At 62.8% G+C, this 323-nt stretch carries 1 protein-coding gene; it reads left to right on the top strand.

Features of this window, described 5'->3' with window-relative positions; all coding sequences use genetic code 11:
• Window positions 1-323 (top strand): NAD-binding protein (locus tag V6766_RS25530; protein WP_448471038.1); only part of this gene is annotated, 323 nt, incomplete at both ends.

Below are 323 nucleotides of genomic sequence, written 5' to 3' on the forward strand. Positions count from 1 at the left end.
GGTTGCCGGTATCGGCTATGTCGGGCTTTCGAACGCGGTGCTGCTGGCGCAGAACCACGAGGTGGTGGCCGTCGATATCGACCCTGACCGGGTGGATGCGCTGAAGGCCGGCAGGAGCCCGATCGTCGATGCCGAGATCGAACGCTATCTGGCGGAAAAGCCGCTGCAGCTGCAAGCGACAACCGAAGCGGCGGCCGCCTATCGCGATGCGGATTTCGTGATCGTCGCGACGCCGACGAATTACGACCCCGAGACCAACCATTTCGATACCTCGTCGGTGACCAAGGTTATAAGTGATGTGCTGGCCTCGGGCAGCGCCGCCA

Source organism: Martelella sp. AMO21009, assembly GCF_053484295.1.